This window comes from Acinetobacter kanungonis, from assembly GCF_009939195.1.
In the GTDB taxonomy this organism is placed as follows: Bacteria; Pseudomonadota; Gammaproteobacteria; order Pseudomonadales; family Moraxellaceae; genus Acinetobacter; species Acinetobacter kanungonis.
In genome coordinates this window covers 510,695-537,646 of sequence record NZ_JAACKC010000001.1, presented here as the reverse complement: position 1 = coordinate 537,646, position 26,952 = coordinate 510,695, and the positions used below count along the sequence as shown (strand labels likewise).

Here is a 26,952-nt window from a genome sequence, read left to right as displayed (position 1 = left end):
AAAACCCGCCAGATGGCGGGTTTTTTTATGGGCAAAAATTCATATTTAAGCCTCATTTCTTTTGTGCAAAGAGTGTGGCAAAGCGCTGTTTAATTCGCTGTCCATGTTCATCAGTACGGTGCAGTTCACCGATATTTTCATTGTATTTGAGAATATTCCAGTCTTGATAAAGTGCATTTAACTCGCCCACTTTGAAGCTGAAAGGGAAGTCAGGCTGGGCTGGATAATCTTCACTGTCCATTGCACAGACAATCAAGTTATATCCGCCTGATTTGGTGGCTTGTTGCATTTGTGCAATCAGCGCTGGAACGGTACTTGCTTGTAAGAACATCATCACGACGGTGCAATAGATGAAATCGTATTGATCTTCAATGTGTTGATTTAGATTCAAATCCCGCAGTTGGGTATGAATATGGGTGATTTTCTCAGCTTGAATAATTTGTTCTAAGCGTTGCAGGCTTTGTTCATTCACATCCCAAGCATCCACTTCAAAGCCATGCTGACTTAAAAATAGGGCATTTCGCCCTGAACCACAGCCGACATCAAGTGCCTTTCCACCGTGCAAATACGGTTGAGCGGCTAAAATTTCTGAATGGGTCGGAGTGAGTTGATATTTCTGGGTGAACAATTGCTCGGCTTGGCAATAGAAGCTGAGCTGGCATACAATATCATCACTAAATGCCACGATACGATGCCAAGCCTGAGGTTCAATTAAAGGGGGCTGTTCGGTCACGCTAAAATGATGATTTGATATGACTTCACCCTGTTCGCTTAGCATAGCAAACTCAAGTTCACCTTGCAGAATATGCAGTTTTGCCCAAGTCCCTTGTTTGGTGTTGTGGGGTTGCTGAAAGGCGGTGGGAATGCTGTCGTGCTTCCAAACAGGAAGGGTTTTATAACAAACGAGAGATTGCATAGAGAGATCCTGTAATTTGTTGCTTTATCTCAGCTAGAAAGAGGTTTTATTCATTCATATTCTTGATTTGATATTAGCCTGATTTGATGACAAATAAAAACAGCGACCGAAGTCGCTGTTTTTATGCAATTCAATGATTAAGCTTGTTGAATACCTGCAACCAACCAGTCTTGGTTAGAACCCGCAGGTTTAACAAAATGCCAGATTTCAGCAAATGGCTGCGGCAAACTGTTCAGGTCTTCACTGACTGTACCTGTAAAGCGAACGCTCACTACATATTGACCATTTTCAGTCGCAGAATCCGTCACCATTGCATTCAAGTTAGAAAACTCAGCAACATCTTGATCTCGGTTCGCCATAATGTCGTTATACATCGACTGGTATAAATCAGGCGTTAAATAACGACGAATTTCTTCAATATTGCTCGCAGTATTCATTGATTGAATATGATTAAAACGTTGACGTGCAATACGTAAGAAAGCGGCTGGCTCAGTACCATCAGGTAGTTGATTGCCACTGTTGGTATAGGCAGCACCGAATGGTGCGTTATTCACAGGTGCTTGAGTTGCGGCACCGCCACCTACAGATTGACCAAAAATATTGGTATTGTCTGTTGATGCACGTGGTGCTGCAGGTGCTTGACCAAATGGCGATGCTGTTTGACCGCCATGATTTGGTGCATACGGGTTAGTGGATGTTAGTTTTTTTTTTGCGCCCATCTTGCGGAAAATGAAGAAGGCAACAGCAGCAGCGAGAAGAATCCAGATCCAGCCTGGAATTCCGCCTTTTTCTTCTTGGGCGGCTTCAGCTTGGCTAGCTGGGCGGTCATCTGCAAGCGCATTTGCAGCAACTGCACCTACGGCAGCACCTGCAACACCCGCAGCAACCATACTACCTACACCTGGACCAGATTTTTGTGGTGCAGTTGCAGGGGCAACAGGTTGTTGAGCAGGTGTAGCTTGACGAGGTTGTTGATAAGACTGTGTTGGTGTTGCTGAACGGCTCATGCCATGACTTTTACCACCACCTGCACGTTTGGCTTCGGCCAAAGGTGCAACCAATAACATCGCTGCTAAAATACCTGCAACTAAACTACGCTGTCGAACTTCCATTCAATTTTCCTATAAAAATGATAAATAGCCCTGTATTTATGCAGGCATTTGTCACTTTTTTCAATAAGAAAAAGCAATTTTTTTGTTTAATTTTGCACAGTTAAATTTGAACAGCCAGTTCAATTACTCTGCAAGATTCATGGCTTCGGTCAAGGCCTCATGTAATCGGGCAACCGCAATAATTTGTACGCCTGCAATTGCTTTTTGCGGTGCATTGGCACGCGGCACAATGATGTATTTAAAACCATGTTTAATGGCTTCTTTTAAGCGTTCTTGACCATTCGGCACGGGACGAATTTCACCTGACAGACCAACTTCCCCAAAAACGGCCAGTTGCTGTGGTAAGGCTTTGCCCCTTAAGCTGGAAGCACAAGCCAAGAGTACGGCTAAGTCAGAGCCTGTTTCGGTAATTTTTAAACCACCCACGACATTAACATAGACGTCTTGTCCAGAGGTTTGCACACCACCATGGCGATGCATTACGGCAAGCAGCATGTTTAAACGGTTTTGTTCTAAACCTAATGCAACGCGGCGCGGTTGTCCGTGTGCATCATCGACCAAGGCTTGGACTTCGACTAACAATGGTCGTGTGCCTTCGCGGCTGATCATCACGATAGAACCCGGTATGGCTTCATCATAACGACTCAGGAAAATAGCAGAAGGATTGGCAACTTCACGTAAGCCTTTATCGGTCATGCCAAACACACCGAGTTCATTGACTGCACCAAAACGGTTTTTCACTGCACGAATCATGCGATAGCGTGAATCGGATTGACCTTCAAAATACAGCACGCAGTCGACCATGTGTTCAAGCACACGCGGTCCTGCAAGTGCACCTTCTTTGGTAACATGACCCACAATAAACAGTGCAGTCCCGCTGTTTTTCGCAAAACGAGTCAGTAAGGCGGCAGATTCACGAATTTGCGAGACACCACCCGGGGCAGATTGCAAGGTTTCTGTGTACAGGGTCTGAATCGAGTCGAGAATGGCAACGGCAGGACGCTCATGAGCCAATACCTCACAAATTCGCTCTACACAGGTTTCCGCCATGACTTTAAGTTGATCGGTTGGCAAATCTAGGCGCTGTGCACGGAGTGCGACCTGAGATAAGGATTCTTCACCGGTTACATAGAGGGCTGAACTTTTGGCAGCCGCCATATAGGTTGCGGTTTGTAAAAGGATGGTCGATTTACCAATCCCAGGGTCACCCCCAATTAGAACCACTGAACCTGTGACTAAACCGCCACCCAGTACGCGGTCAAATTCACCAATGCCTGTGGCGAGACGAGTTTCATGTGAGACTGACACCTGATTTAAGGTAGTCACACTGGCGGCTTGTCCTGCATAACCGCCGCCCATTTTCGGTTGGGCGCGGTGCGTGATGGCAGGTTCCATTCGTACTTCAACCAGACTATTCCATTCTCCGCATTCGGAACATTGTCCAGCCCATTTGGAATGGTCAGCGCCACATTGTTCGCAGCGATATACAGTTTTAATTTTTGCCATAAATAAAATTGAAAATAATCTGTAAATTAGATAAAAATAGTGATTACGAAAACTACTAAATACAGTTGGTGTAATTCTTAAGGAATAAGAAGCAAAGCTGTTTGTCGTAATTTACTGGTTAAAGGGAAGTGCTCAGAAAAATAACATGATCTAAGACTTTTACAAGTAAGAAACAGTGTGTTTTTGAGTCAAGATATTCGTTCAGTTCACTTTTTCCAAGGAAGGTGTTTGAGCATTTGTACATTTCTTGTCATGACTCGGATCTTGAATGGCATAGATATTGCTCATGCTCAGACAAATGAAAATAAAGCAGTTGCTACATTTTCAAATTATATAAAAGGTTGATGTCTATGAGTGCAGCAGAAATTGTTGATTGGGTAAATGGTATTATTTGGAGCAAGGCTCTAATTTATCTATGTTTGGGGGCAGGTTTATTTTTCTCTATTTTGACGCGCTTTGTGCAAGTGCGCCAAATGAAAGAGATGGCGAGATTATTAATCAAAGGTGGTTCTTCGGAACAAGGTATTTCCTCATTTCAAGCATTGGCCGTTTCACTATCTGGACGTGTGGGGGTAGGTAATATTGCAGGTGTTGCTGCTGCAATTGGTTTTGGTGGTCCTGGTGCAGTATTTTGGATGTGGGTAGTGGCATTTTTAGGTGCAAGTACTGCTTATGTTGAATCCACTCTAGGTCAAATTTATAAAGTTGAATATCAAGGTCAATACCGCGGTGGACCCGCATTCTATTTCGATAGAGGTTTAGGTCAACGTTGGTTAGGTGTGGTCTTTGCTATCGCTGCGATTGTTGCTTGTGGTTTGTTCTTACCTGGTATTCAGGCTAATGCTGTCGGTAATGCATTTACTCAGATCACGGGTGAAGGTTCTATCGTATTCGGTAATATAGGATCTTTTAAACTGGTTGCTTTAGTTGTCATTTTGTCTTTACTGGCGATCATTATTTTTGGTGGTATTAAGCGTATTGCACGTTTTGCTGAATTTGTCGTTCCATTCATGGCGGCAGGTTATATCATCATGGCAATCGTGATTGTAATTATTAACATCCATGAGCTACCACGTGTCATTCAACTAATTTTTAATGATGCCTTTACACCAATGGCAGGATTGGGTGCCGCAATTGGTTGGGGGGTAAAACGTGGTGTTTACTCAAACGAAGCGGGTCAGGGTACAGGTCCGCATGCAGCTGCAGCGGCAGAAGTTCAACATCCTGCACAACAAGGTTTTGTTCAAGCATTCTCTATTTATGTAGATACCTTGTTCGTTTGTTCAGCTACAGCATTCATGATTTTGATCACGGGTATGTATAACGTACAAGGGACGTTAGAAGCGGGTCAATTCATTGTACAAAACGTGGCAGGCACAGTAGAAATTGGTTCTCCAGCATTTACTCAAATGGCAGTAAGTACAGTATTCGGTGGCTTTGGTCAAATCTTTGTGGCTTTAGCGGTCTTCTTCTTTGCCTTCACCACGATTGTTGCCTACTACTACATTGCTGAAACCAACATTACATATCTTAGCTATATCACTAAAACACCTTCATTGATGTTTATCACTAAATGTTTCATCATGATTTCAGTAGCTTACGGTGTAATCAGTGCGACAGGTTATATTTGGGGGATTGGTGATATTGGTGTAGGCTTAATGGCTTGGATCAACATTATCGGTATTATCCTAACTTACTTTGTCTGGAAACCAACCATCAAAGCTCTTAAAGATTATGAGCAACAACAAAAAGCAGGCGTAACCGAATATACCTTTGACCCAGTCAAACTCGGTATTCGTAATGCAACCTTCTGGGAAGAGCGTTTAAAGAAACAACAAAACAAACAATAGAAAGTTCCCATACTAGCATTTAGTAAAACTTAAGAAAGCAGCCGAAAAGGCTGCTTTCTTTATTTCAATATTTGGGATTTATACGAACTGGTGTGTCAAAAAAGTGCATTGTATTGCTCCAATCTTGTGCGTATTATCGGCGCTAATTGTATGAGGCGTGAATGCTGAACGATACAGATATAGTTGTTTAGCTTAGATTGACCCAAAAACTTACATAGCGAAGGCATGCTTAAAAATAGTGCAAATGTGTAATTTGGATTAATTTGGTTAAAAAATCTTAAAGGATTAATAGAGAGTTTCTATCACGATGTTAAATCAAAACTCGAATGAGTCAGCCGCACAAGGCGAACTCCATCGTAGTTTGTCGAATCGACATCTACAACTGATTGCCATTGGTGGGGCAATTGGTACAGGTTTATTTATGGGCTCGGGGAAAACCATTAGTTTGGCAGGTCCCTCGATCTTATTCATCTACATGATCATTGGTTTAATGGTGTTCTTCGTCATGCGTGCATTGGGCGAATTACTATTATCCAACCTGAAATATAAGTCATTTATTGATTTTTCCACGGACCTGATTGGTCCTTGGGCAGGTTATTTTGTGGGTTGGACCTACTGGTTGTGCTGGATCACCATTGGTATTGCGGACTTGTCTGCCATTATTTATTACCTGCAATTCTTCAATAACGGACTGCCGTTTAGTCCTGTTGAAGGGGCAATGATCAGTGTTGCTGCGATTGTCTTCATCATGGGTTTGAACCTCATGACAGTGAAACTGTTTGGTGAGCTTGAATTCTGGTTTGCGCTGGTCAAAATCATTGCGATTGTGGTGTTGATTGCGGTTGGTCTGTGGATGATTTTCACAGGCTTTACCTCCACATCTGGCGAAGTCGCATCATTTACCCATTTGTGGGCAAATGGTGGTATGTTCCCGACGGGTATGGAAGGCTTCTTGGCTGGTTTCCAGATTGCCATTTTTGCCTTTGTTGGGGTGGAATTGGTAGGAACTACGGCTGCTGAAACCAAAGACCCTGAGCGTAACTTGCCCAAAGCGGTCAACTCGATTCCAATCCGAATCATCATTTTCTACGTGTTCGCACTCATCATCGTGATGTCAGTTACACCATGGAATAAGATTAATCCAGACGTGAGCCCATTCGTAAACTTGTTCAGTCAAGCGGGCATTGCGGCAGCAGCGATTATCATGAACTTGGTGGTGCTGTCTTCGGTCATGTCTTCCATGAACAGTGGTGTATTCTCGACCAGTCGTATGCTGTTCGGTTTGTCACGTGAGAAACAAGGTCCACAAGCGTTTGGTCATTTGAACAAGCGTGCTGTTCCAGCAAATGCCTTGTATTTTTCAGCTATCTGTTTATTGGCAGGTGCGGCATTACAATACTTTGTACCGAATACGGTAGAAGCCTTTACTTTAGCGACCACGCTTTCCACCATTCTATTTATCTTGGTTTGGTTGATCATTTTGTGGAGCTATTTGGTGTATTACAAAACTCGCCCAGAGTTACATGCCAAATCGACCTTTAAATTACCAGGTGGACCTTTTACCTGTTGGGTGGGGATTATCTTCTTTGTCGGTATGATTTACGTATTGTCATTAGAGCCTGATACCATGAAGGCATTAATGGTTAGCCCAATTTGGTTGATTATTCTTGCGATTGGTTATTTTGGTTTCTACAAGCCGAAACATAAATAATCTTTTGTTGTATGTTAAAACGTCAGTTCAATACTGGCGTTTTTTTATGTCTGGCGATAATCTCTAGCGTTTAATGCTTTGGTCAACGCGTTGATCGGGTTATACTTCGTTAAAATTTGAGATAGGTGGTCAGATGCGTCGCGTCATTTGCTGCATAAGTGTATTGGTATTGGGATCTTCATTAATCGGTTGTGGTCAATCGGGAGCATTACAATTACCAAGCGATCCAAATTATGACAAACGTGCAAAATATTTGTTATATCCAAACGTAGAGTCTGGTCAGAAAACTGAACAAGTCCAAACGACTGAACCAGCCGACCAACAGGCGACTACCGAATCGAAAACCTCTACACCTTAACTTGTCACTGAAAGGACATCTTCATGAGTTTTACCCGCATTAATGGGGTATTGCACGCAGAGCAGTGTTCCCTAGAACAGCTTGCAGAGCAATATGGCACGCCACTGTATGTGTATTCAAAAGCAACTTTTGAAAAGCATTTTTTAGATATGGATCGTGCGTTTGATTTTATCGATCATCAAATTTGTTTTGCGGTAAAGTCAAATTCAAATATCGCGGTACTCAATGTGTTAGCGAAGTTAGGTTGCGGCTTTGATATCGTGAGCGGTGGTGAACTGGCACGTGTTCTGGCAGCGGGCGGTGATGCGTCTAAAGTGGTGTTTTCAGGTTTAGGCAAAACTGAAGCCGATATTCAAAAGTCTTTAGAAGTCGGTATTGCCTGCTTCAATGTTGAATCTCATGCTGAATTAGATCGCATTCAGAAAGTGGCAGCGGCTTTAGGTAAAAAAGCGCCAATTTCTTTGCGTGTCAATCCAGATGTGGATGCGAAAACGCATCCTTATATTTCGACAGGCTTAAAAGAAAACAAATTTGGGATTCCGTCGGACACTGTATTTGAAACTTATCAATATGCAGCGAGTTTACCGAATTTAGAGATTGTCGGGATCGACTGTCATATCGGTTCACAATTGACCGAAACCAAACCTTTTGTCGATGCTTTAGATCGCGTCATGCTGATGATCGAACAGTTGAAAGATTTAGGTATTCAACTCAAGCACATCGATATTGGTGGCGGTTTGGGAGTGACCTATAAAGATGAAGTCCCGCCGACTGTAGAAGAATATGCCAATGCAATGAAACCTGCTTTAGAAAAGTTAGGTTTAAAAGTGTATATGGAACCAGGTCGTAGTATTTCTGCCAAAGCGGGTGTACTGGTGACCAAAGTCGATTTATTAAAACCGACCAATCACCGTAACTTCGCCATTATCGATGCGGCAATCAATGATTTGATTCGTCCTGCTTTGTATGAAGCGTGGATGGATATTCAACCTGTCACGCCACGTACTGATGTGGAAACTTTACAGTGGGATGTGGTTGGTGCAATTTGCGAAACTGGCGATTTCTTAGGTAAAGAACGTGATTTAGCGTTACGTGAAAATGACACCTTGGCCGTCTTGGGTGCAGGTGCCTACGGTTTTGTCATGAGTTCAAACTACAACACACGTGGACGTGCGGCTGAAGTGATGGTGGATGGTACTGAGTCGCATCTGATTCGTGAGCGTGAAACTGTAGAATCCCTGTGGGAAAAAGAGCGTTTGTTGCCTTAAGGAGTCACTCAGAATGTTTTTAGAATTTACTAAAATGCATGGTCTAGGCAATGACTTCATGGTAATTGATTTGATTAGTCAGCGCGCATATTTGGATGCGCTGACGATTCAACGCCTTGCTGACCGTCATTTTGGCATTGGTTTCGACCAGCTACTGATTGTTGAACCACCTGATGTCCCTGAAGCAGATTTTAAATATCGTATTTTTAATGCCGATGGTTCTGAAGTTGAGCAATGTGGTAATGGAGTACGCTGTTTTGCACGCTTTGTGCATGAGCGCCAACTGACGACTAAAACCAAAATTAAGGTGCAAACCAAAGCGGGTATTGTTGAGCCTGAATTGGGTCCGAATGGCTGGGTACGCGTCAATATGGGTTACCCGAAATTTTTGCCACAAGAGATTCCTTTCTTGGCAGATGAGCCTGAAAACTTGTATGACCTCGAATTAGCCAATCAACAGCAGATTACAATTGATGTGGTGAATATGGGTAATCCACATGCGGTGACCATCGTACCTGACGTGATCACTGCGGATGTCACTACGATGGGACCGCAAGTTGAATCACATGCGCGTTTCCCTGCACGAGTCAATGCGGGTTTCATGCAAATTATTGATGAAAAACATGCGCGTTTACGCGTATTCGAACGTGGTGTGGGCGAAACCTTGGCTTGTGGTACAGGGGCATGTGCTGCCGCTGTGTCAGGTATGCGCCGTGGTTTATTGGCCAATCAGGTTGAAATTGAGCTTGCGGGCGGAAAATTGCAAATTGAATGGCGAGATGGTGATGTGGTGTGGATGACAGGTCCAACGGCCAATGTCTATGAAGGACGCATTGATCTCCGTTATTTCCAAGGCTAAACCTCTAGCCTAATTAAAAAAGCACTGTCTGCGAGATGGTGCTTTTTTATGGCAAAAAATCAGCTATGCTGCATAAAAAGATCAAATCCATGAATTGAAATACATGCCAACACTCATTTTTCTGCCTGGCGCTTCGGGCAATACCGCATTTTGGAATCCATTGATTCAACTTCTGCCTGACTATACGGAAAAACAGGTGATTGCTTACCCTGATTTTGGCGATGAACCCAGTCAGCCATCGGTTGTCGATTTTGCCAGTTTGTCTGACTATGTTCTGCAGCAGATTCAGTCGGAATGTATTTTGATTGCCCAGTCGATGGGTGGAATTTTTGCCGTACAAGCTGCATTAGCACGTCCAGATTTGGTCAAAGGGTTGGTGTTGTTGGCGACTTCGGGCGGAATTGATTTATCTGTTTTTCAGGTACAGGACTGGCGTAGTGCTTATCAACAACAGTATTTACATTATCCAGACTGGTTTGTGAGTGCTCAAATCGATTTATCGCCGCAACTTGAAAAAATTAACATACCAGTGATGTTGTTGTGGGGAGATCAGGATCCGATTAGCCCTATTGCAGTCGGTCAGGCTTTGCAGCACAAACTTCTGCAAGCTGAACTACATATCATTCAAGGTGGTGACCATGCTTTTGCAGAACAATATGCTGAAGACGTTGCAGTCCACATTCAGCAGTATTTAAACCAGTTCAATGGATTGGTGAAGATTTAGGATTGGCATTATGTCTGTGGAACCCCAACAGTTATTGGTCATGTGGCTGAAGGCACGAGAAATACAAAATCAGTCCAAACTCACCCTATTGGCTTATGAGCGTGATGTGGGTGATTTTTTACAGTTTTGCGAACAGAAAAAGTTGCTTTTGCAAGATGTAGAAACAGCGGATCTACGTGAGTATTTGGCGGTAAAAGTCGAACAGCAGCAACTCAGTTCCAGTAGTTTGCAGCGGCTATTGTCTGCCATTCGTCAATTTATGAAATGGGCACAAGAAGGGCAGTATCTGGAATTTAACCCTTCCGATGATTTTCAGTTAAAACGTCAACCGCGACCATTACCCGGTATGGTCGATATTGAAACCATCCAGCAAATTTTGGATCAAGCCGAGCCTGAAAAAGAATCGGATCAGGAATTATGGCTACGTGATAAAGCTATTCTGGAATTGCTGTATTCCAGTGGCTTGCGACTTGCAGAAGTACAAAGCCTAAAAATTAAGGACATTGATTTTAATCGTCAATTATTACGCATTACAGGTAAGGGTAATAAAACCCGTGTCGTACCTTTTGGTTCCAAAGCCAAATTGGCATTAATGCAGTGGCTCAAGTTATATCCGCTATGGAATGGCGATTTTGTGCCTGATGCACAGGTGTTTATTAGTCGTAAAGGTAATCCACTTGGGGCACGACAAATTGAAAATCGGGTCAAGTTTCAAGCACAACGTGCAGGGGTTAGTATTGATTTGCATCCGCACTTGCTCAGACATTGTTTTGCCAGCCATATGCTGTCGAATAGTGGTGATTTAAGAGCGGTGCAGGAGATGTTGGGACATAGCAATTTAACCACGACCCAGATTTATACCCATGTCGATTTTGATCGACTAGCCAATGTCTATGATCAAGCGCATCCACGTGCCCAATTCAAGAAACAGTAACAATTTCCGTGTAGATATAAGTCCATCATTCCGATGAATGATTTTAATTTGGTACAGAACTTGCTCCACTCAAGGGCAACAGCTATGAAAGGAGCATATTTGTACTATTGTAGAATAATAAAAAAGCAAAAGATGAAGTATAAGTGTCGCTTAGTGTGTGGTACAGGAAGGTCAGTACCCAATGCGATTTGGACAGCGAAATGGAAAGAGGATTGCAAACCATGATTTCAAACATACAAGAAAAATATGATCAGCTAAATAAAGTGCAAAAGGATATTTTTGCTGGCTATGGTTTGCGCCAGATTAAACATTTTATTGAGTATTGCTTACCTGAGGTGCAACCTTTGTTGCCTGAAAATTCGGTGATTGAAGGCATTAATACTTCTGGTATGGTACAAGCGATGCAGCAGGATACGCTTAAGTGTTATGTCTGGGATGGCACCACATGGAATGTCTCTGCAAGTTATATTCCGATTATGGATACGACGGATGACTTTCAATCGGTGTGGGAAATTTTTGATTTATCAGATTATGAGTTGATCGAATTGAGTCATGTACATCGAGACTTTTTAGGCAATGCGCATATTTGAGCAAAACTCAGCTTGCTGAATGGCATACAGCACATGCTTTTGCAAAATACTGTCCGCTTTAAGTGCAGGGTGCTGAAACTCTTGTCGATACAACATACCTAGACGTTGCATGACTGCTATTGAAGCATGGTTAATCGCCGCTGTAAAAGCCACAATTTCTTTGAGCTGTAAAGTTTGAAACGCAAAATTCAAAGCCAATTGTGCTGCTTCTGTCGCATAGCCTTGTCCCCAATAGTTTTTGTCAAAACGCCAACCTATTTCAGTACAAGGTGAAAAGCTAAATTGATCGGGCTGATGATGAAATCCCGTCATACCGATCAAACGCTGTTCAGTTTTTAATTCGACCGCCCAAAATCCCCAACCTTGCAGTTCAATCAATGCTTGAAACTTATCCAGCAATTGATCGCTTTCGGTTTGCGACAAACATTTTGGAAAATAGCGCATCACAGCAGGATCAGCATTGAGTTGATAAAAGGGCAAGCGATCCGTTTCTTGCCACGGTCTTAAGATCAAGCGCTTACTTTCGAGTTGTATTGGCATAAAATTTTTATAAATCTTCCAGCGGCAGTTGAAAACTTTGTTTAATAATTTGACTGGGTAAATCGGTTTTGACACTGGTGATACCATTTTTCTTGGTCAAATGCGTTGACTGAAATTTGCGGTAACTTTCTAGGTCGGGCACGACCACTTTTAGCATGGCATCGCATTCACCCAAAATAATATAGCACTCCATCACTTGCGGTAGTTCTTTCATGGCTTCAATGAAACGATCAATGGTTTCGGCATCTTGTCCAACCAACCAAATGCGTGAGAATAAAATCAGTTGGAAACCAATTTTCTGTGGATCAACCACAGTAGTGTAATTCTGAATCACACCCGCTTCTTCCAGCAATTTGACTCGACGTAGGCAGGAAGATGGCGATAGGCCAACTTCTTTGGCTAAATCATTATTTTGAATCCGGCCATTCTGTTGCAAAGCACGAATGATACTTTTATCAATACGATCAAGCTTGATTAAAATATTCTTGGAAGATGATTTCATAAAATAGAATTAAATTCGAAAATTAAATCTAATTATAGAATATTTGCAATCCTATTTTGTATAAATTCGCAGATACTAATTTTCACTTTCAGTCTATTCGGAAGGGAAAAGGATATGTCTGTTTATTTATTGTTTGCGCTGACTGTTTTACCTCTGGTGTTTACCCCAGGGCCCGACATGTTGTTTATATTTTCGCAAGTGATGGCGAAAGGCGTAAAAGCAGGCATGATGGCGACGCTTGGTGTATGCATGGGCTATGTGGTGCATTCAGTTTTGGTTGCCGTTGGCATTGCCGCCATTCTTGTTTCTTTTCCTGTGCTGTTTGAAACCATACGTTGGTTGGGGATTGCCTATCTTCTGTATCTGGCATTTAGCTTATTAAAGTCGGTATTAAATACCAAAACTTTGCATGTACCTAAAGCAGCTGCGGGTAGTCCAATTACGAAAGGCTTTTTAACGGCTTTACTGAATCCAAAAGGCATGCTGATTTATTTTGCTATTTTGCCGCAATTTATTCGGCAGGCTGAAAACACTGTCACTCAAGGTTTGATTTTATCGTCTATTTTTATTGGCTTATGTTTGGTGGTGTATAGTGGATTAAGTCTGGTCATTGCTAAAATTACCGCAAATGCACAGTTAGATGCCAAAAAACAAAAATGGATTGATGCTGGTTCGGGTGGTTTACTGATGCTGGCTGCCACTTGGCTGATTGCCAATTAATGGAAACTTAAAAGCATGCTCTTGATTGGCATGCTTTTTTGTATTTTCTAAAGTAGATTTTTACCCTAATGGTGCAATCTGTTGGATTGGACTGCTACTTTGATATGGCAGGGGATAAAATTTTAATCAGGAATAAGGTTCTGTCAAAACTGACAAGTCATTTGTTTCATTTTGCAGTCCTTCTGGCTGGCTTGAGTCAACAGATCAAGCCGAATTTTCAGCAATTGATCAGAAAAAATTATGTAGTAAATAAAGTAAAAAAATAATAAAAATCAATGTTTAAAATTAATACACTTTAAAAGCTATTTTAGAATTGAAATGTATGCAAATAAAACTTTGAACGCGACGTTCAGCCATTTTTACGCATTTTTACAGCCGATTCGGCAATTGTGACTTGACCGAAATGCCATACGCATTGCAAGATAGGACACCTAAAAAATTTTAAGTGAAGAGTTAATCTAACTTTTCTCAACATTTACTTTTGCTAAAACAGCCGAGGATTACATGAAGGCTCTTGTTGCTGTAAAACGTGTGGTTGATGCCAACGTTAAAGTTCGCGTTAAACCGGACAATAGTGGGGTAGACCTTACTAACGTTAAGATGTCAATTAACCCATTCTGTGAAATCGCAGTGGAAGAAGCGGTTCGCTTAAAAGAAAAAGGAACTGTTTCAGAAATCGTTGTTGTTTCTATTGGTCCTAAAGAAGCTCAAGAACAAATTCGTTCTGCAATGGCACTTGGCGCTGACCGCGGTATCTTAGTTGAAGCTGATGACAGCCAACTTGGTGCTTTGGAAGTTGCTAAAATCCTGAAAGGTGTTGTTGAAGCTGAACAACCACAACTAATCCTTCTTGGTAAACAAGCCATTGATGACGACTCTAACCAAGTCGGTCAAATGCTTGGTGCACTTCTCGGTGCAGGTCAAGGTACTTTCGCATCAGAAGTTAAAGTTGATGGCGACAAAGTACAAGTGACGCGTGAAGTTGATGGCGGTTTACAAACTGTTGAATTGTCACTTCCAGCAATCATCACGACTGACTTACGTTTGAACGAGCCACGTTATGCTGCTCTTCCAAACATCATGAAAGCGCGTAAAAAACCGCTTGATACTAAGTCACCTGCTGATTTCGGTGTTACTGCAGCAACTAAACTTAAAACAGTTAAAGTTGAACCACCTGCTGACCGTAAAGCTGGCGTACAAGTGAAATCTGTTGATGAACTTGTTGAAAAATTGAAAAACGAAGCGAAAGTGATCTAATACAGAAGGATAAAATCATGAGTATTTTAGTAATCGCTGAGCACGACAACAAGACACTTAACGGTGCAACTTTAAACGTTGTTGCTGCGGCACAAAAAATCGGTGGTGATATCACTGTATTGGTAGCAGGTTCAGGCGCGCAAGCAGTGGCTGACGCTGCGGCTAAAGTTGCTGGTGTAAGCAAAGTATTACTTGCTGACAACGCTGCTTATGCAAACCAATTGGCTGAAAACGTTGCAGCTTTAGTTGCTGACGTTGCTAAAGGTGGCTTCAAGCACGTATTGGCTGCTTCTACAACTACGGGTAAAAACATTCTTCCACGTGTTGCTGCACTTCTTGATGTCAGCATGATCACAGACATCATTGCTGTTGAATCTGCAAACACATTCAAGCGTCCAATCTATGCAGGTAACGCTATTGCTACTGTTCAATCTGACGAAGCAATTGTCGTAGCTACCGTTCGTGGTACAGCATTTGACCCAGTTGCTGCTGAAGGCGGTGCTGCTGCGGTTGAAGCGGTAAGCGAAGCAAAAGATGCTGGTATCTCTAAGTTTGTTGCTGAAGAGATCGTAAAATCTGAACGTCCTGAATTAACAGCGGCTCGTATCGTGGTTTCTGGTGGTCGTGGTGTAGGTTCTGGTGAGAACTATCACAAAGTACTTGATCCATTAGCAGACAAGCTTGGTGCTGCTCAAGGTGCTTCACGTGCTGCGGTAGATGCTGGCTTCGTTCCTAACGACATGCAAGTTGGTCAAACGGGTAAAATTGTTGCGCCTGACCTTTATATCGCTGTAGGTATCTCTGGTGCGATTCAGCACTTGGCAGGTATGAAAGACTCTAAAGTGATCGTTGCGATCAACAAAGATGAAGAAGCGCCAATCAATGCAGTTGCTGACTACTGGTTAGTCGGTGACTTGAACACTGTTGTTCCTGAATTAGTGTCTAAAATCTAATTTCTGAACAATTGTTCTAAAAACGCCCCGAAAAGGGCGTTTTTTTATGCCTCAAGTTTATTGGATGCATGTGATTTAGAGTATGAAAGGCTGGAAGGAGGATAAAAGTTAGGCATGTGTTTTGTTGGGTAGAAAGGTTAAGCTCTATATATAGAAGCTTGAAATTGTGAATAATATAATAAAAACAAGAGTTTAATTTGAGTTTGGTGTGGGATTGAACGACGTTGGAAAAAGCACATATTTCAACTTAAATTTTGTGCAGAAAGTGTTTAAAAAAAAGCCGATAAATAAAGGAAAACAAACGAAATTAACTCATCTAAATCCGCACCTAAAAGGCATAAAATATGCTAAAATTCGCGGCTGTATTTTAGTTTTTTAGCTCAGTTTTCTGGGTTAAATTTTTGCAAGATTTAAGATATATAAATGCGGGCAGAATTCCTGCTTTGCTTGTATAACAAGGAGTATGCATGAGCGTATCGGAAATTAGACCGATTGCCATTGAGGATGAACTCAAGCACTCGTATTTGGATTATGCAATGAGCGTGATTGTATCGCGCGCTTTACCGGATGTACGAGATGGTCTAAAACCTGTTCATCGTCGTGTGCTTTATGCAATGCACGAATTGGGTAATGACTACAACAAAGCATACAAAAAGTCTGCCCGTGTTGTCGGTGACGTAATCGGTAAATATCACCCACATGGTGATTCTGCTGTTTATGAAACGATTGTTCGTATGGCGCAAGATTTCAGTTTGCGTTATATGCTTGTAGATGGTCAAGGTAACTTCGGTTCTGTCGATGGCGATAGCGCGGCAGCAATGCGTTATACCGAAGTCCGTATGCAAAAGCTGACCCATGAAATTTTAGCGGATCTAGAAAAAGATACCGTAGATTGGGAAGACAACTACGACGGTTCTGAACGCATTCCGCAAGTGATGCCGACGCGTATTCCAAACTTGTTGATTAACGGCACCACGGGTATTGCTGTGGGTATGGCGACCAACATGGCGCCGCACAACATGACCGAAGTCGTGAATGCTTGCTTGGCTTATGCTGAAAACCCGAACATCACGATTGAAGGTTTAATGCAGCATATTTCGGGTCCAGATTTCCCGACGGGTGGCATTATTTACGGTAAATCAGGTATTGTGGATGCTTACCGTACAGGTAAAGGTCGTTTACATCTTCGTGGTAAATACCATTTTGAAGAAGATGAAAAAACAGGTCGTACCACGATTGTCTTCACTGAAATTCCATATCAAGTCAACAAAGCGAAAACCATTGAGCGTATCGCTGAGTTGGTGAAAGAAAAGAAACTAGAAGGGATTTCTGAACTACGCGACGAATCTGATAAAGAAGGTATGCGTATCGCCATTGATTTAAAACGTGGCGAAAATGCAGAAGTTGTAGTCAACAACCTGTTTTTGAATACACAGCTTGAGAACTCTTTCAGCATTAACATGGTGTGTCTGGACAACGGACAGCCGAAGTTAATGAATCTTAAAGATATCATTGCGGCATTTATTCGTCACCGTCAAGAAGTGGTGACACGCCGTACCATGTTTGAATTACGCAAAGCGCGTGAACGTGGTCATATCTTGGAAGGTTTAACGGTTGCCTTAGCCAATATCGATGCCATCATCGAAACCATCAAAACCTCTGCCAACCCAGCTGAAGCGCGTGAGCGTTTACAAGCAGGTGAATGGGCTGCAGGTGGTGTGGTTGCTTTATTGGAGAAAGCTGGTTCAGTTTCGGTTCGTCCAGATGTCATTGAAGGCGAAGATCCAAACCGTCCATTTGGTTTAGATGGTAATGTATATCGTCTGTCTCCAACGCAAGTGGGTGCGATTTTAGAATTACGTTTGCACCGCTTAACAGGTCTAGAGCAAGACAAGCTTCATGCTGAATATACCGAAATTCTAGGTCAAATTGCAGAGTTAACTGCAATTCTGAACGATTTCAATTTATTGATGAATGTCATTAAAGAAGAACTGGCTTTAATTCTTCAGCAATATGGCGATGCGCGTCGTACTGAAATTGTGGAATCACGTATTGATTTCTGCCGTGAAGATTTAATTCCTGAAGAGCAAGTGGTATTAACAGTTTCGCAAACGGGTTATGCAAAAACGCAACCATTGTCTGACTATGCGGCGCAGCGTCGCGGAGGACGTGGTAAATCTGCAACATCGATGAAAGAAGATGACTACATTCAGCATCTGATTGTGACGTCGAACCATGCGACCGTTTTATGCTTTACCAATGTCGGTAAAGTGTATCGCTTGAAAGTATTTGAAGTACCGCAAGCGTCACGTGGTGCGAAAGGTCGCCCGATGGTGAACTTGTTGCCACTTGAAGCAGATGAAACTATCACCGCAATTTTACCTGTAATTGATGCACCGAAGAAATTTAAAGACCGTTTAGCGGACTTTAAAGCTTTTGTACGTGCCAATGTGGTGAAACTACGTGAAAACAGCATTATCGAAGCCCATTATGAAGCGTTAAAAGCTTCGTTTGATGGTTTGGCAGAAGATGCTGATGAGTTATCAGATGCATTGCGTAAGCAGCTGAAAGAGTTAGGTGTTGAACTTTCTGCAATTGATTTGGACGATGAAATTGTCGCTGAATTTGCAGAAATGACTGAAAACCTACGTAAGAATTTCTTTGTGTTTATGGCAACGGCTTCAGGTACTGTGAAACGTGTCGAACTTGAACAGTTCAGTAATGTACGTTCTAATGGTTTACGTGCGATTGAGCTGAACGAAGAAGATACCTTGATTGGTGTTGCGATTACTGATGGCGAACAGCAAATTATGTTGTTCTCGAATGAAGGTAAGGCGATTCGTTTTGCTGAAACTGATGTGCGTGCAATGGGTCGTTCAGCCAAAGGTGTGCGTGGTATGCGTGTTACCATGGGCTCGGCTCAAGATGAAGCAGAGGAAGTTGAGTCAGATGAAGATGATGCAACCGATGCAAATTTCATCAGTCGTATCGTGTCTTTAGTTGTGGTACCTGAAACAGGCGAAGTGCTGTGTGCTTCTGCGAATGGCTATGGTAAACGTACCCCAGTAGATGACTTCCCAACCAAGAAACGTGGTGGTAAAGGCGTGATTGCTATTAAGACCTCGGAGCGTAATGGTGAGTTGGTGGGTGCAGTTGCGATTGATGAAACCAAAGAGCTGATGTTGATTTCTGATGGTGGTACTTTAGTACGTACTCGTGCTTCAGAAGTTGCACAAACAGGTCGTAATGCTCAAGGTGTGCGTCTCATCCGTTTAGGTGATGATGAAACATTGGTGGGTGTAGAGGCGATTGATGCAGTCGAAGAAGATGAAGTCGAAACTGTAGAGTCTGTTGAATCAGCAATGGCGAATGAAACCTTAGTTGATGAAGAAACGATTGTAGATGACACTGAAAATGAATCAGATTTGAATGAATCTGAAGAAGAATAAGTATAAATCCAAATCGAAAAAGGACGCTTAGGCGTCCTTTTCTTTATTTCAAAAGTAACGAAGTGCAGAGTCCTTGTATATTCGATGTGTGAAGAGAAGATCTCATTGAACTTTGTGACGAATTAAATATATTCAGCTTATTTTTTATATACTATGGCAATGAACTGAGGGTAAAGGTTGAAAATGAAAGTAAAAGCTCTGATTTTAAGCAGTATGCTTGCGTTAGCGGGTTGCGATAAAATGGGTCAGAATGCACAAGATGCACTACCAAATCCGAGTGCAGCACAAGAGCAAGCGGCAGAACAAGCTTATGCTGCTTTTAAATCTACAGATTTTGAACAGCTTTATACTTATTTTGAACCAGAATTAAAAGCAGATTTTATTGCGCATGAACATGAGATGCGGAAATTTGCTAAATCGATTCCGCAGCAAGAAATCACCAACAAGAAAATTGCAGCGAAATACATTGAAAAATCAAGCGACAAACCCAGCCTGTATTTGGTGAGTTATGAATATGCTTATGGCAATAAAAACTTAGTTCAATACGATGTTGGCTTTGATCAGGCTGGAGGCAGTAACAAAATACGTAAATTTGATGTCAAAGTATTCGGTGCCTCAACCAATTAAGCAGAGGCATTAGAATGTACTAATGCCACGTGATGATTTTAAGTTGAATCGTAATTAAAGATATAAAATTTGGATTAATTTTATATCTTTATTTTTTTAAGCGTCTATAACTCCAGACCAAACAAACAGCAGCGAAGGTCGCCAAATAAATGAGCTTCGGTACGACCATAGAGGTCGATACTCCCATTTGATTGAGTTGAATAAACATCTGAATGCCTTGGGTGGAGGGTAGCGCTAAACCCAAGTACTGCATCCATTCGGGCATGGCGGCATGTGGCCATGCAGCACCTGAAAGTAAAAACAGCGGAATCGAGGTAAAGACAATCAGATGTCCTGCACGTTCAGGAATATCCAGATAGGACGCTAAAACCAGACTGAATCCGATCACACAACCAATATAGATTGGCACCGCAAGGAGCATTCCAGTGAAGTTTCCTCCACGGGGATAATCATAAAGCCAGAAAGTAAAACCAAATAAATAGAAGCAGCCTAAGCAACCAATGCTCAGCACCGCAGCAAATAAGCCCCAAAATTCAGTGTTTTTAGTTCGCCAACCTGTATTACGATAACATACGACCAACATGCACAAGCCCAAAACTATGGTCTGATGAATTATTAATGGCGCAATCGCAGGGAAAATATAACTGCCATAACCTGAAAGAGTATTAAATAAGGGAATTTGATGAATTGAAAGCGCTGGGGAAAAATGTGAGACCTGCCCAAATTTCTCTGCACGTTCTGCTAATGTATTTTCGATGGAGGTTGCTAAGCCCAAGCCAATCTGCTTGGTTCTTAAAAAATAGGCTGCACTTAAATATAAGCCGACACCACCCACTTCGCCGCGATGAAGACTATTGGATAGATTTTCAGGCAAGAGCAAAATACCATCAGCGCGTTGTTGTTTGACTAATGCTTCTGCTTCAGAAAAATTTCCCGTGACGGCACGCACTTGAATGTTTGGGCTGTTGCTCGCCGCGTTGATAATACTGGCCGTCAGTGTGCTTTGTTCTTCATCCACAATCACAATTGGGAGTGCTTCGGCATGTTGGGCTTTGTAGGCTGTCGGATAGAAAAAGCTATAAAACAATACCGACAAAATCATCGTGGTTAAAATCGAGCTATTTTTGGCAATGTCACGAAAGGTTTTGGCATAATAATATAAAAATTCTTTAATTATTTTCATGCTAGTACCTCTCGGGCACGTCGCTTAAGCAGGGCATAAGCGCTCAGCGCATACAGCACACAATAAATGGATAAAATCAGTAAGGGAGGCAGTGATTGTTGTGCTGGACTACCGACGACCCATTGTTCAGTTTGCAGTTTGGCATAAGGTGTATAGGGAATAATATTTGCCCAGAATTTGGTAAAGGCAGGGGCATTATTTAATGGTAAAGTCACTCCTGCAAAACTTAAAGATGAGCCGCCATATACCGCCAAAAAGCCAAATGTTTTGGCTAAACTTTGGGTAGCCAAAACGACAGTGGCACTGAGTAAGGCATAGGCAAGATAAAAAAGAAATTGCGCGAATAACAGCAGCCATAGTTGACCTGCGACGAACCAGCCTCTAATTTCAATAAGCCAAAACATCCACAGCCAAGTCCAGACACTAAAAATCAGGACATAAAGCAAAATTTTACTGAGTAATGCAGTCCAAATTCTTTGCCCACCCAGCCAGTTCTGCGCGTGATGAAATTGAAACTCCTGACCGACTGCAAATGCGACGCAACAACACAACAGCAAATGCAAAACAGCGGGAATCACAAAAGGTTCTAAATAAAATTCGTAACTTAAACTGGGGTTATAGAGCGGTGAAATTTTCACATTCGGTGTGGGGAGTTCTAAATAAGGTAGATTATTTTCTAAATAATTTTGTCCTAAATAATCTGCCATAGCTTGTAGGGTATTGCTGAGCATTGCAGAAGAAATGGAATTGCCGACACTAAAATAGCTTTGATTAAATGCAAGGGAAATTTCGGCATCTTTGGCTTGTACCAATCGCTGTTCCGCACCTGCAGGAATCAGGACATAACCCCAAATTTTGGTTTGATTGATCAGTCGTTCGGCATGATTTATATCAGGCGTGATGGTGTAAATCGACAAGCTTTGATTGTTGGCTAAATATTTTTCGATATTACGACTCAGGCTGCTTTGATCCTGATCAATAATCGCAATGGGTAAATGTTCAGGTTTACCTTGAGCAAACATGCAGCTAAACAGCACAATTACAAATAGCGGGGCGAGCGTCACCAAACACAAGTCCCACTTATGCGTCGCTAAATAGCGCAGTTCACGCCAAAGACCTGCCCACATCAGGATTGCTCTTTGACTTTAAATAATACGCTCATTCCAACTTTCAGGTCGGGAATTGGCGTGCTTGGAATTAAATGCAATTTGAAACTACGAATATCATATCCACCTGTTTGACGAGTGGTTTTGATGGTGGCAAATTCACCTTCAGCATCAATGCTTTTAATTTTAAATTGCGCCGTTTTATTTAAAGCGGGAATAAAACCTTTAAGCATTTTGGCCTGATACACTTGAGCATATTGGTCTTCACGCACATTCAGGCTCACCCACATCTCATCATCTAAAATAATACTCATCACTGGAACGCCCATTGCGACCAGTTCCGAGACTTTGCCGTAGGTTTTTGAAATGGTGCCATCGACCGGTGAAAATAATTTGGTTTCTGCCTCTAGGGCATTGGCTTCGGCAACTGCGGCTTTAGCAATTTCAACTTGCGCATCCGCAGTTGATTTTTGTTCGGTGGTACTGCCACGTTTGCTGCGTGCATATTGTTGATAAGCCGCTTCCGTCAGTTGAGCAGCGGATTGCGCTGCTGCATGCATTTCATCGCGGCGTTGGCGAGAAATGACACCCTCTTGAAACAGTTTAGCTCCGCGTTGATAGGTGGTTTCAGCCAAGAGTTGTTGGGCTTTCATGGCTTGCCAGTTGGCATATAAGGTATCAATGTTTTCTTGTTGTGAACCCCGATCTGCAGTCGATTGCAAGGCGAGAGCAGACTGTAAACTGGCGAGAGTTTGTTGTTTTTTCGCATCAATTTCTGGGCTGTATAGGCGAATCAGCGGCTGACCTTTTTTAACTTTTTGCCCATCATGCACATACAATTCTTCTATTCGGCTTGGAATTTTGGTACTGACATGAATGGTTTCGGCTTCCACGCGTCCTTGGATTTCGACCAGCTTCGGTTGATAGCTTTTCCATAAGCCAAAAGCAATCAACCCCAGCAGTAGAATGATCAAAATCGTCACCAGCATTTTCACGATTTTAGGCTTTGACGCTTCAGATTCGGATGATGGTGAATCATTTACTGATTCGGTGCTCTCAGTTTCTGGTGCTGTTGTACTTCCAACTTCCGAAGTCTCGGGTGTAGATTGTTCTGCATGTTGCTCCTCTAATGAGGAGGTTTTTGGTTCTTGATCAGGTGGTGTTTGATCTTGAGTCATGTGATTTCCCCATTAAAGTTAACGAATATATTGCGTATTTTTTTGATTGACGTAGCTTTGAAATTCGGCAATGCTGCCGTGACTTTGCAATAAAGTGGCTAAGGACATCACATATTTATAGGCATTCAGTGCCATTTCGGATTTAAGTGCAGTCATGGCATTTTGCGCATCAATCACTTGGGTGGCGGTGCCCATATCCTCTTTAAAGGACAGCATTTGAATGCGTAAATTTTCCTGCGCAGCTTGCATGTTTTGTTGCAGTAAAACATGACTTTGCTGCGCAGTTTCAAGTTCGCTATATGATTTATAAATCACATTTTCAATTTCTTGTTTAGTGCGTTGCGTGGTTAATTCTAAGGCGTAGCGTTGTAGTTCCGCAGCTTGCACATTTTTCTGTTTATCGATGCCAGAAAATAGATTGTACTGTGCAGCAACGCCGACAATCCAATTTTGATGTTCATCTAAACTGTATTCACCAAAGGCAAAGACTGTGGGTTTTTTCGCAGCGGATTCTGCTTTGACTTTGACCTGTGCAAGTTCAGTATCTTTTTGTAGTTTTTGCACTAAAGAGGATTGCTCGGGATAACTGGCTAATAATTGATTAATCGATTGGCTGTGTGCGGTATTAACAAAAAGCGGCGTGCTTAATTCTGTGACTTGGCTACTTTGCAATAAATTATTCAATTGGAACAAGCTGGCGCGTAAATTGGCTTGAGCATTTTGCATAACACGATCTGCATTGTTTTTTGCGACTTCAAACTGCATGCGTTGCCCTTTGCTAATAAAACCTTGTTGTTCCAGTTTGAGCGCATTTTGATAATGGCTTTGCATCGCCTGAAAATTAAAACGGCTTGATGCTAATAATTGCTGTTGCAGTTGGGTATTGAAATAGGCTTGAATAACTTCAAAGCGTTGTAGATCTTGTTGCTGTTTATTATTTATGACACTACGTTCCGACTGTATCTGTGCCATTTGTTTGGCACTTGAGGTCAGTCCGCCAGTATAAATAGGCATGAAGACCGAAACGGTAGGACGTACAACCTGATCATCCAAATTTAAAGTTGCTTCATTGGGAATCAGCCCAATCCCACGATCAATGACGTTGCCGACACCATCTTTTAAAGTGTCAGTCACACCATTGGGGATGCCACTATTATTTTGCCATTGATCAATTTGGTTATTTACGCCTTGAGTCAGGGTATTATCCAAATTGTTTTTGAGTGAATTAAGCGGTACATCGACTTCATTATGAAAGGCATAGGCGCGCACATTCAAATCCACGCGTGGTAGACCTAGTCCTTTGACGGCTTCGGCTTGCAATTGTGCTGATTGCTGCAAAGCTTGGGCTGCTTGTGTGCTATAAGATTGTGTCAGGATGCTTTGTTCAGCTTCACTGTAGCTGATCGATTGAGCATAACAGGGCAACATCAAGCCCAAACTTGAACATAAAGAAATAAGACTCGGGAAAATAGGTTTCATAGTAAGCGTTAATTTTCTTGGTTTTAATTGAAAACGCTGTGACATTCATCAAGCTCGCATTATCGTTGTCATGAATTATACAGATCTTCATTTTATCGGTGTAAACAAGTGCGTTTACATTTCGCGTTTTTCCAAGGCTGGACTCGTTTTTCTGTAAAGTTATAATACGATAAATTTATACTTTTAAATAATTACACAGATAAAAATACTGATGACTCAATATGTCCCCCAAATCACATCCATGTCTTCAATTCCATTCGATCAGATGAGTATTAATCAGGCGTTAGCTTTATTTTATCAACAGAATGGTTTTGCACCCATTCAAATTGAGCAAGAGCCGTGTACGGTGAATGTTTATAATGGTTGTTTGCTGGTGCCTTTGCCGAATATTAAGGTGCGGCATAAGTATCTTAAATATCATGATTTACATCATATTTTAACGGGTTATAGCGTTGGAAGAATTGGTGAAGGCGAAGTCAGTGCTTGGGAGCTAGGTACAGGTTCCATGTTCAATCATCCTATATTGGGTATCATGAACTTAATTGCGCTTTCTACAGGATTTTTCTTAAAACCTAAGCGTATGTGGATGGCTTTTCAACGCGGCGTGTATAGTCGTAATTTATATGCGCTGACAACACGACAGTGGATTCACGCGCATGGCGAGAGCAATATTAATGATTTGAAACAGCGACATCTTGGTGATGATTCCATAAAAACAATTCATTTCTATCGTTATGTCGAATTTGCTATTTATTTACTTTTGGCATTATTGATTCATGCCATCGTAGTGATTCCTGCTTTAATTGTACGCATAGTCAGTTACTTAGTCGCAGGTGAATCATTCATTAAAGCCATTCGACCTAAAAAACGAACCGATCTTTATTGATGTTTTGACTTTAAATACCCGACAGCATTGAAATATTTTCAGGATAATTTACTGCAAGCCTGAGCAAGATATGATTAAATGCCATCATTTTATTGTGTTTCACCTCTGAAAGGAAAAAAACATGCGCGCGTACAATTTCTGTGCTGGTCCTGCTGCATTACCTACTGCCGTTTTAGAAAAAGCTCAACAAGAGCTGTTGGATTGGCATGGCAAAGGGCTGTCCATTATGGAAATGAGCCACCGTAGCAAAGACTATGTTGCGGTTGCAGAAAAGGCAGAAGCTGACTTACGTAAGCTCATGAACATTCCTGAAAACTACAAAGTGTTATTTTTACAGGGTGGGGCATCATTACAATTTTCTGCAATTCCGTTAAACCTGTTAGGCAAAAACAACAAAGCAGACTATATCCATACGGGGATTTGGTCTGAAAAAGCGTTGCAAGAAGCGCAGCGTTATGGCGATATTAATGTCATCGAAGCGGGTACTAAAATTGATGGCAAACTCGCGATTACTGCACAAAGCGAGTGGAACTTATCTGCCGATGCAGCGTATGTCCATTATGCAGACAATGAAACCATTGGTGGTTTACAGTTTGCCGGTATTCCTGAAACAGATAAACCTTTGGTCTGTGACTTTTCATCAAGCATTTTATCTGCGCCATTAGATGTTTCTAAATTTGGTTTAATTTATGCGGGCGCGCAAAAGAATATTGGTCCAGCAGGTTTAACCTTGGTCATTATTCGTGATGATTTATTGGATCAAGCGAAACCAGAAATTCCAAGTTTGTTGAAATATTCTGCGCAAGCTAAAAATGATTCGATGGTCAACACGCCGTCAACTTATGCATGGTATTTGTCAGGTTTAGTATTTGAATGGTTACTTGAAAATGGTGGTGTAGATGCCATGCATCAAGTGAACTTGCAAAAAGCCAAGTTGCTTTATGGTTATATTGATTCAAGTGACTTTTATGCAAACCCGATTGCTGAAGCGAACCGCTCAATTATGAATGTCCCATTCACTTTGGCAAATCCAGATCTAGAAAAATTGTTCTTGAAAGAAGCTGAAGAGAACCATTTGTTGAATTTAGCGGGTCACCGTTCTGTGGGGGGTATGCGTGCAAGTATTTACAACGCCGTACCATTAGAAGGTGTGCAAGCATTGGTTCACTTTATGGATGACTTTGCTCAACGCAATGGATAATTCCAAAATGCAAAAACCCATCTGAATAAGATGGGTTTTTTCT

24 protein-coding genes are annotated in these 26,952 nt (G+C 42.0%); 15 read left to right on the top strand and 9 right to left on the bottom strand.

Annotated elements, in window-relative coordinates:
- Window positions 1-52: 52 nt before the first annotated feature.
- The 3 genes from tehB to radA all read right to left on the bottom strand — a co-directional run bounded on the left by tehB (window position 53) and on the right by radA (window position 3,534).
- A complete protein-coding gene (gene tehB / locus GWK51_RS02330) occupies window positions 53-916 on the bottom strand; it encodes an SAM-dependent methyltransferase TehB (RefSeq protein WP_161932520.1) in 864 nt (287 codons plus the stop codon).
- Between the two features lie 137 nt (window positions 917-1,053).
- Complete coding sequence (locus tag GWK51_RS02325) at window positions 1,054-2,028, bottom strand: Tim44 domain-containing protein (protein WP_161932519.1); 975 nt, start codon at window positions 2,026-2,028, stop codon at window positions 1,054-1,056.
- A gap of 123 nt (window positions 2,029-2,151) precedes the next feature.
- Window positions 2,152-3,534, bottom strand: a complete 1,383-nt coding sequence (gene radA / locus GWK51_RS02320) for a DNA repair protein RadA (protein WP_161932518.1) — start codon at window positions 3,532-3,534, stop codon at window positions 2,152-2,154.
- 350 nt (window positions 3,535-3,884) lie between these two features.
- On the opposite strand from radA, the gene GWK51_RS02315 reads away from it, so the two are divergent.
- The 8 genes from GWK51_RS02315 to GWK51_RS02280 all read left to right on the top strand — a co-directional run bounded on the left by GWK51_RS02315 (window position 3,885) and on the right by GWK51_RS02280 (window position 11,828).
- Entirely contained in the window at window positions 3,885-5,384 is a 1,500-nt protein-coding gene (locus tag GWK51_RS02315; RefSeq protein WP_161932517.1) for an alanine/glycine:cation symporter family protein, read from the top strand.
- A gap of 307 nt (window positions 5,385-5,691) precedes the next feature.
- The gene (locus tag GWK51_RS02310; protein WP_161932516.1) at window positions 5,692-7,095 is read left to right on the top strand and encodes an amino acid permease; all 1,404 of its coding nucleotides are present in this window, start codon (window positions 5,692-5,694) and stop codon (window positions 7,093-7,095) included.
- 133 nt (window positions 7,096-7,228) lie between these two features.
- Window positions 7,229-7,453, top strand: coding sequence for an LPS translocon maturation chaperone LptM (gene lptM / locus GWK51_RS02305; RefSeq protein WP_100240970.1), 225 nt, complete (start codon window positions 7,229-7,231; stop codon window positions 7,451-7,453).
- A 23-nt stretch (window positions 7,454-7,476) separates the two neighbouring features.
- A complete protein-coding gene (gene lysA, locus GWK51_RS02300) occupies window positions 7,477-8,721 on the top strand; it encodes a diaminopimelate decarboxylase (RefSeq protein WP_161932515.1) in 1,245 nt (414 codons plus the stop codon).
- A gap of 13 nt (window positions 8,722-8,734) precedes the next feature.
- Window positions 8,735-9,580 (top strand): diaminopimelate epimerase, encoded by an 846-nt coding sequence (dapF, locus tag GWK51_RS02295; RefSeq protein WP_161932514.1) that lies wholly within the window; start codon window positions 8,735-8,737, stop codon window positions 9,578-9,580.
- A gap of 103 nt (window positions 9,581-9,683) precedes the next feature.
- Complete coding sequence (locus tag GWK51_RS02290; protein ID WP_161932513.1) at window positions 9,684-10,304, top strand: alpha/beta fold hydrolase; 621 nt, start codon at window positions 9,684-9,686, stop codon at window positions 10,302-10,304.
- A gap of 10 nt (window positions 10,305-10,314) precedes the next feature.
- On the top strand, window positions 10,315-11,238 hold the full coding sequence (xerA, locus tag GWK51_RS02285; protein WP_161932512.1) for a site-specific tyrosine recombinase/integron integrase: 924 nt from the start codon (window positions 10,315-10,317) through the stop codon (window positions 11,236-11,238).
- Between the two features lie 221 nt (window positions 11,239-11,459).
- A complete protein-coding gene (locus GWK51_RS02280; RefSeq protein WP_161932511.1) occupies window positions 11,460-11,828 on the top strand; it encodes a hypothetical protein in 369 nt (122 codons plus the stop codon).
- Here GWK51_RS02280 and GWK51_RS02275 read toward each other — a convergent pair.
- Together GWK51_RS02275 and GWK51_RS02270 are read right to left on the bottom strand one after the other, a co-directional pair.
- Window positions 11,808-12,368 (bottom strand): GNAT family N-acetyltransferase, encoded by a 561-nt coding sequence (locus tag GWK51_RS02275; protein ID WP_161932510.1) that lies wholly within the window; start codon window positions 12,366-12,368, stop codon window positions 11,808-11,810. The two genes, GWK51_RS02280 and GWK51_RS02275, sit on opposite strands and share 21 nt — an antisense overlap.
- 7 nt (window positions 12,369-12,375) lie before the next feature.
- Window positions 12,376-12,870 (bottom strand): Lrp/AsnC family transcriptional regulator, encoded by a 495-nt coding sequence (locus GWK51_RS02270; RefSeq protein ID WP_100240975.1) that lies wholly within the window; start codon window positions 12,868-12,870, stop codon window positions 12,376-12,378.
- Window positions 12,871-12,984: 114 nt separating this feature from the next.
- On the opposite strand from GWK51_RS02270, the gene GWK51_RS02265 reads away from it, so the two are divergent.
- The 5 genes from GWK51_RS02265 to GWK51_RS02245 all read left to right on the top strand — a co-directional run bounded on the left by GWK51_RS02265 (window position 12,985) and on the right by GWK51_RS02245 (window position 19,876).
- Window positions 12,985-13,590, top strand: coding sequence for a LysE family translocator (locus GWK51_RS02265; protein WP_161932509.1), 606 nt, complete (start codon window positions 12,985-12,987; stop codon window positions 13,588-13,590).
- Window positions 13,591-14,094: 504 nt separating this feature from the next.
- Window positions 14,095-14,847 (top strand): electron transfer flavoprotein subunit beta/FixA family protein, encoded by a 753-nt coding sequence (locus tag GWK51_RS02260; RefSeq protein ID WP_100240977.1) that lies wholly within the window; start codon window positions 14,095-14,097, stop codon window positions 14,845-14,847.
- A gap of 17 nt (window positions 14,848-14,864) precedes the next feature.
- On the top strand, window positions 14,865-15,800 hold the full coding sequence (locus GWK51_RS02255) for an FAD-binding protein (protein ID WP_142769195.1): 936 nt from the start codon (window positions 14,865-14,867) through the stop codon (window positions 15,798-15,800).
- A 467-nt stretch (window positions 15,801-16,267) separates the two neighbouring features.
- On the top strand, window positions 16,268-19,249 hold the full coding sequence (gene gyrA, locus GWK51_RS02250) for a DNA gyrase subunit A (RefSeq protein WP_161932508.1): 2,982 nt from the start codon (window positions 16,268-16,270) through the stop codon (window positions 19,247-19,249).
- Window positions 19,250-19,432: 183 nt separating this feature from the next.
- Window positions 19,433-19,876 (top strand): DUF3887 domain-containing protein, encoded by a 444-nt coding sequence (locus GWK51_RS02245; protein ID WP_161932507.1) that lies wholly within the window; start codon window positions 19,433-19,435, stop codon window positions 19,874-19,876.
- Window positions 19,877-19,964: 88 nt separating this feature from the next.
- Here GWK51_RS02245 and GWK51_RS02240 read toward each other — a convergent pair whose 3' ends face one another.
- Genes GWK51_RS02240 through GWK51_RS02225 form a run of 4 tightly spaced genes read right to left on the bottom strand, consistent with a single transcriptional unit; the run spans window position 19,965 to window position 24,867 of the window.
- Entirely contained in the window at window positions 19,965-21,050 is a 1,086-nt protein-coding gene (locus tag GWK51_RS02240; protein WP_161932784.1) for an ABC transporter permease, read from the bottom strand.
- 5 nt (window positions 21,051-21,055) lie between these two features.
- Window positions 21,056-22,186: an ABC transporter permease gene (locus GWK51_RS02235; RefSeq protein WP_161932506.1), complete on the bottom strand. Its 1,131-nt coding sequence runs from the start codon at window positions 22,184-22,186 to the stop codon at window positions 21,056-21,058.
- Window positions 22,186-23,343, bottom strand: coding sequence for an HlyD family secretion protein (locus tag GWK51_RS02230; protein ID WP_161932505.1), 1,158 nt, complete (start codon window positions 23,341-23,343; stop codon window positions 22,186-22,188). The genes GWK51_RS02235 and GWK51_RS02230 overlap by 1 nt, the downstream gene beginning before the upstream one ends.
- Window positions 23,344-23,361: 18 nt before the next feature.
- On the bottom strand, window positions 23,362-24,867 hold the full coding sequence (locus GWK51_RS02225; RefSeq protein WP_161932504.1) for a TolC family protein: 1,506 nt from the start codon (window positions 24,865-24,867) through the stop codon (window positions 23,362-23,364).
- Window positions 24,868-25,063: 196 nt separating this feature from the next.
- Between GWK51_RS02225 and GWK51_RS02220 the strand changes: the two genes are divergently transcribed.
- Complete coding sequence (locus tag GWK51_RS02220; protein ID WP_161932503.1) at window positions 25,064-25,708, top strand: hypothetical protein; 645 nt, start codon at window positions 25,064-25,066, stop codon at window positions 25,706-25,708.
- A 121-nt stretch (window positions 25,709-25,829) separates the two neighbouring features.
- Complete coding sequence (serC, locus tag GWK51_RS02215; RefSeq protein ID WP_161932502.1) at window positions 25,830-26,909, top strand: 3-phosphoserine/phosphohydroxythreonine transaminase; 1,080 nt, start codon at window positions 25,830-25,832, stop codon at window positions 26,907-26,909.
- Window positions 26,910-26,952 lie beyond the last annotated feature (43 nt).